General features: G+C 73.3%; 4 protein-coding genes and 1 pseudogene. All 5 read right to left on the bottom strand.

The window, feature by feature from the left end:
- Window positions 1-267 (bottom strand): annotated as a pseudogene (locus AC2CJA_RS22525) (ComF family protein); the annotation flags it as partial.
- A gap of 19 nt (window positions 268-286) precedes the next feature.
- Window positions 287-2,191 (bottom strand): LpqB family beta-propeller domain-containing protein, encoded by a 1,905-nt coding sequence (locus tag AC2CJA_RS22520; protein WP_484604503.1) that lies wholly within the window; start codon window positions 2,189-2,191, stop codon window positions 287-289.
- A complete protein-coding gene (gene mtrB, locus AC2CJA_RS22515; protein ID WP_484604502.1) occupies window positions 2,148-4,115 on the bottom strand; it encodes an MtrAB system histidine kinase MtrB in 1,968 nt (655 codons plus the stop codon). Before mtrB ends, AC2CJA_RS22520 begins: the two co-directional genes overlap by 44 nt.
- Window position 4,116: 1 nt before the next feature.
- Complete coding sequence (gene mtrA, locus AC2CJA_RS22510) at window positions 4,117-4,794, bottom strand: two-component system response regulator MtrA (protein WP_014061181.1); 678 nt, start codon at window positions 4,792-4,794, stop codon at window positions 4,117-4,119.
- Window positions 4,791-5,981 (bottom strand): S-methyl-5-thioribose-1-phosphate isomerase, encoded by a 1,191-nt coding sequence (gene mtnA, locus AC2CJA_RS22505; protein ID WP_484604501.1) that lies wholly within the window; start codon window positions 5,979-5,981, stop codon window positions 4,791-4,793. The genes mtrA and mtnA overlap by 4 nt, the downstream gene beginning before the upstream one ends.
- Window positions 5,982-6,280 lie beyond the last annotated feature (299 nt).

Below are 6,280 nucleotides of genomic sequence, written 5' to 3'. Positions count from 1 at the left end.
GTCAAGCACCGCCCCCAGCGGAGCGGCCAGCCGCAGGGCGCCGCGCTCCTTGTGCGCGAGCAGCACGGCCCGCGCCTCGTCGGCGTACGTCAGACACGCGTGGACCGACGGCAGACCGTCCAACGGCGGATCCGGCCGTACCCGCCGGGGCCGGCAGCCGCGCAGCAGCCCGCGGCACCGCGCACACAGGCCGGCGCGCGGCAGACCGCAGCCGGCGCAGTCGGCCGGCAGCACCAGGCCGGCCAGTTCTCCCCACCATTCCCGCATACCGAGCACACCGGGACGACTACCCCGGGTAGACGGGCATCGACCCTTCGTCCGTGACCAGTTCCCACTCGGCCCGATCGAGCCGGGCGATACCCTCCTCCGTGTCGGCCAGCAGCGGCTTCTCACTGTTCTCCGAGGCCGCCACCCCGGTCACCCCGTTGAGCCCGGGCAGCGTCGAGGGCCCGGCCGACGAGCCGTCCGTCGCCGTGTAGCGCAACTGCCGCACGCCCTTCGCCTCCCGGCCGACGACCACCAGCCTGCTGTCACCCGCCCAGGAGGCGTCCAGCACCTCTTCCATCCGCGGCGCGATGGACCGCAGGCCCTCCACGGTCGCCCTGGGCTCCCCGTCCCCGGTCTCCTCCCGCTCGATGCGTCCGAGCCGGAGAGTCGTCCGGTCCCCCTCGCTGACGAGCAGCGCCATGCGCACACCGTCCGAGGAGACCCTCAGCGCCTCGATGCGACCGCGGCCGAGACCGGCCACCTCGACCTCCCTGGGCTCCTCCTGGCCCCCGCGCAGCCACAGCAGCCGGGACCCGTCCGGATCGCGGTCGGCCACCCACAGATCGCCGAGTCCGTCCCAGCTCGGAGCCGTCAGTCCGTCCCTCTCCCGCTGCGCGCCGCTGGTCACGAGAGGGTCGCCGAGCCCGGTGTCGGCGGTGAGCGGGGCGACGAACAGCGACCGGCCGTCCAGCGACACCCCGGCACCGCGCTTCTCGTCCCGGCTCACCGAGACCGCGCTCATCCGGGCCTGCCCCGTGCCGAACGGACCGCCGACGGGAGCGGTCCGGTCACCGTCGCCCAGCACCACGGCCAGCCGGTCGCGGTCGTCGACGAAGTACTGGCCGCCGTCGCCGCCCAGCCGGCCCGGCGCGTACGCCTCGGCCTCGTCACGCGTCAGCGAGCACAGCTCCCTGCCTCCTCCCGTCAGCCGGACACGGAAGGTCTTGGCCGGCACCTGGCCGCCCACGGTGTACAGCACCTGTGCGGCCATCCGGTCGCACTGGGCGCTCCCCGTCCTGAGCGGACGCTCGCGCCCCTTCCCGTCGCGTACGACCAGCGGGACGGTCAGCGTGCCGGAGTCGTTCGGGGAGAGCCTCGCGCCGCCGGCGAGCCGTGCGCCCCCGGGGAAGGCCGAGCCGGTCACCGGGGCCAGCCAGCCGGTCGGGCCGTCCAGCAACGCCTCGACCGCCTCGGTCAGCGGGTCTATGCGTTCCCGGACGTAGACCGGATCGGCGACCAGGACGTCCTCGCCCCGCGTCACCGCGCCGGTGTCCGGGCCCAGGTCGGCGTAGTGGTAGGTGTTGACCGACTCGTAGTTGCGCTCGAAGTCGGCCTCGGCCACCACCAGCCCGTCCGGCAGCCGGTCGATACGCCACTCGCCCCCTACCCGGACGAGGTGGAACGTCTCCCGGTATGTCCCGTCGCTGGGCCGGTGGGCGTGCTCGCTGTCCACCAGCGCGACGGTGGAGCCGGTCACCTCCAGGGTGGTGCCCTTCTCCTCACTGATGGAAGAGCCGCCGGAGGTGCGCACGGAGGGGGTGGCGTCGAGCACCGTCGTACGGGCGAAGGGGTCCCAGCCCTGCGCGGCCCCGCCGGTGAGGTACTCACGGGCGGTGGCGAACTCCGGTTCGTCACTCGTGGTGGCCTCCAGGAAACCGCGCACGATCTGCCAGGGCTGCGCACCCTTGCGCGGGCTCACCCCGAACACCCGCGCCTGGGAGTCGGTGTCGGACCGGGAGGGAGGGTCTATCCTGCGGACCTCCCCTTCGGAGGGCATCGACGCGCATCCGGCGAGCAGCAGGACGAGCGCGCCGAGCGCCGCTGCGGGCCTGCGGCGGCCGCGGGAGGAACGCAGCGGACGCGGACCCCGGCGGGGACGCTCAGTCGCCTCGCCGGCCGCTTTGCCGTTCGCCATGGTCGCCATGTCCACCCTGCTCCTCCATCGGCTCTTCCGGCTCCCTCGCCGTCCGCCTCCGCATACCCGGCTCCCCCCCGCCCGGTTCGCTCCCGCCGTCCGCGGCCTCCCGCGGCGGCGCCGCCACCGCGCCACCGGGCGACCGGTGCGGCTCCTGCGCGGTACCCCGGGACGCGGCCGGGGACGGCGCGGAGGCACGCGCCTCACCGGGCGGGGCCTGGGCCGCCTCCCTCCGGCGACGGGAGTCGGCCGGCTCCAGGGGGATGGGGGAACCGCGCAGCGGCTCCCCCGCGGTCTGCGGAACGGTCAGCCGGAACTGCGAACCGCCGCCCGGCTCGCCCCATGCCTGCAGCCAGCCACCGTGCAGCCTGGCGTCCTCGACCGCGATGGACAGGCCCAGACCGGTGCCGCCCGTGGTACGGGCACGGGCCGGGTCGGCGCGCCAGAAGCGGTTGAAGACCCGGTTGGCCTCGCCCGGCTTGAGCCCCACACCGTAGTCGCGCACCGCCACGGCCACCGCGCCGCCGCCCGAGGCGAGCCGGACCACGATGTCCCGTCCCTCACCGTGCTCGACCGCGTTGACCACGAGATTGCGCAGCACCCGCTCGACACGCCTGGCGTCGGCCTCCGCCACCACCGGTCGCTCGTCGCCGTACACCAGAAGACGGCTGCCCTTGCGCTCGGCGAGCGGCTCCGCACCCTCCAGAACACGCCTGACCACGTCGCGCAGATCCACCGGGTCGGCCTCCAGCGCGGCCGCCTTGGCGTCGAACCGGCTGATCTCCAGCAGATCCGCCAGCAGCGACTCGAAGCGGTCCAGCTGGCCCAGCAGCAGCTCGGCCGAGCGGGCCGTCACCGGGTCGAACTCGTCGCGGGCTTCGTGGATGACGTCGGCGGCCATCCGCACCGTGGTGAGCGGGGTGCGCAGCTCGTGGGAGACGTCCGAGACGAAGCGGCGCTGCATCCGGGACAGCTCCTCCAACTGCTGGATCTTCGTCTGGAGGTTCTTCGCCATCTTGTTGAACGATTCACCCAGCCGGGCGATGTCGTCCTCACCGCTGACCTTCATCCGCTCCTGGAGGCGTCCGGCGGCGAGCCGCTCGGAGATCCTGGCGGCCATCCGGACGGGAGTGACCACCTGGCGCACGACGAGCCAGGCGATGGCCCCCAGCAGCACCACCACGAAGACCCCCGCGGTGGCGAGGGTGCCCTTGACCAGGCTGAGGGACTTCTCCTCCTGCTGGAACGGGAAGAGGTAGTACAGCTGGTACGGGTCGCCGTTGGGGTCGCCGAGGCGCTTGCCTATGACCAGCGCGGCCTCGGTCCGGCCGCCCTCCAGCACGATCGTGCCGTACTGCTCGTAGGTGTCGGGGCTGTCGTCCAGCGCCTCGCGCAGCTGCTGCGACACGCTCTCCTCGGGCTTGAGGTCGAAGGACGCGCGGGGCCCGTGGGTGCCCGATCCCTCGCCCGCGCCGAAGGTGTCCGGCCCCTCCTCGGAGCTGAGCGCCACCAGGTAGTAGACGCCCTGGCCGCCGCTGGCCAGCTGCGTCACCAGATCGTTCAGCCAGGTGCCGGTGTCCTGGCGCACGTCGCGGCCGTTGCCGGTGCCTCCCGGAACCACGTCGTCGGCCAGCTGCTCGGCCACCGCGAAGCCGCCGGCGGCCTGGCTCCGCGCGGCCTGCTGCTTGGCATCCAGGAGCCCGTTGCTGACCTGGCCGATGACGACCAGGCCCAGCAGCAGGACGACCGCGAGGGACATCAGCAGTGTGGCGGTCACCACCCGCAGCTGGATGTTGCGCCGCCACAGCCGTACCACGGCCAGCAGCGGGCGCCGTACCCAGCGGACGAACATCCGGAACAGAGGGTGCGCCCGGCTGCCCGTCGCCCCTTCGGACAGCAGCCCGTCCGGGAGGAATCGACCGCCACGCCACATGTCAGCTTGGCCCGGCCTTGTACCCCACGCCGCGTACGGTCACCACGATCTCGGGCCGCTCCGGGTCCTTCTCGACCTTGGAGCGCAGCCGCTGCACATGGACGTTGACCAGCCGGGTGTCCGCCGCGTGACGGTAGCCCCACACCTGTTCCAGGAGCACCTCGCGGGTGAAGACCTGCCACGGCTTGCGTGCGAGGGCCACCAGCAGGTCGAACTCCAGGGGGGTCAGCGCTATGGACTGCCCGTCGCGCTTCACCGAGTGCCCCGCCACGTCGATGACCAGATCGCCGATGGCGAGCTGCTCGGGCGCGGGCTCCTCCGACCGCCGCAGCCGCGCCCGGATGCGGGCCACCAGCTCCTTGGGCTTGAACGGCTTGACGATGTAGTCGTCGGCCCCCGACTCCAGGCCCACCACCACGTCGACGGTGTCGCTCTTGGCCGTGAGCATGACGATCGGCACCCCGGATTCGGCACGGATCAGCCGGCACACCTCGATGCCGTCCCGGCCCGGCAACATCAGGTCGAGCAGTACGAGGTCGGGCTTGGTCTCGCGGAAGGCGGCGAGGGCCTTGTCTCCGTCCGACACGAACGACGGTTCGAAGCCTTCGCCGCGCAGCACGATGCCGAGCATCTCCGCCAGTGCGGTGTCGTCATCGACGACCAGGACGCGTCCCTTCATGTGTCCATCATCCCATCACCCGATCGGGACTCCGCCCGGGGTGACGGTGAGGGCGAGCACAGCTCGGCCAGCGCGCCCCCCGTGACCGGTGAGACCACACCCCGCTCGGTGACGATCGCCGTCACCAGTTCCGCCGGAGTGACGTCGAAGGCCGGGTTGTACGCCTGCGCGCCCAGCGGAGCCACCGGAACGCCGCTGCCCGGTTCCGCCCCGGCCCCCGGCACCGTCGGCGGCGCGAACTCCGTCACCTCATGGCCGGGACGCTGCTCCACCTCGATCGAACCGCCGTCGGCCGTCTCCAGGTCCACCGTGGTCACGGGTGCCACGACCACGAACGGCACATGGTGGTAGCGGGCCAGCACCGCCAGCGGGTAACTACCGATCTTGTTCGCCACCGAGCCGTCGGCCGCGATCCGGTCCGCGCCGACCAGCACCGCGTCCACCTCGCCCGCCGCGAACAGCGAGCCGGCCGCGTTGTCCGCCAGGATCGTGTAGGCCATGCCCTCCCGAGCGGCCTCGTACGCCGTCAGCCGTGCCCCCTGGAGCAGCGGCCGGGTCTCGTCCACCCACAGCCGGCGCAGCTCGCCGGCGCGGTGCGCCGCACGCGCCACCCCGAACGCGGTGCCTCCCCCGCCGGACACCAGCGCCCCGGTATTGCAGTGGGTGAGAACACGGTAGCCGCCGCCCGGCAGCAGCTCACCCAGCAGAGCCAGACCGTGCACGGCCATCCGCTCGCTCGCCTCGGCGTCCTCGCGGTGCAGAACCCGGGCCTCGGCCAGCGCCGCGGCGGCCGCCCGCTCGTACCCCGCGCCGCCGTCCGCCGCCGTCCGGAAGGCCCGCTCGGCCCTGTCCACCCCGTACCCGAGGTTGACCGCGGTCGGACGCGCGTGCCTGAGCTGCTCGGCCGCATCGGTCACGTCGTACCCGCGGGCGGCGGCCAGCGCGACGCCGTACGCGCCCGCCAGCCCCAGCAGCGGCGCCCCGCGCACCGCGAGCGAGCGGATCGCCTCCACCAGTGCGGGCACGTCGGTGCAGACGAGCTCGACCTCCTCGACGGGCAGCCGGGTCTGGTCGAGCAACACCACCACCGGCCCTTCAGGAGGTTCCTCCCAGCGCAGCGCGGGAACGGGAACCGGTGCGTCATCGGGCGCCGAAGCCGTGGATCGTTCCTCAGTCTGGTCAACCATTCGGACAGTCTGCCCCTTCTCCCGACCATCAGTCGAAGGCAACCGGGAGCCGCAGGGCCCGCGCCGTTCCACGGCGGCCCATGGCACGATGGCTGCCAACCAGCCGATACATCCCCACGGACAGGCCGCGAGAACACGAGGTGAACTGCTGTGAGTGACTCTCCGGGCTGGGCCTCACCCGGATCCTCCCCTTCCGATCCTTCCCCCGTGTCCGGAGGCGGCGCGTCCGGTAGCGGTGGGGGGGGGGGGGGGGGGGGGCGGGGCGGGGGGGGGGCGCCGCGGCGGCGCGCGGCCCCCGC

This window comes from Streptomyces sp. ATLC9 (assembly GCF_057196705.1).
This window is presented reverse-complemented; position numbering and strand designations above follow the sequence as displayed.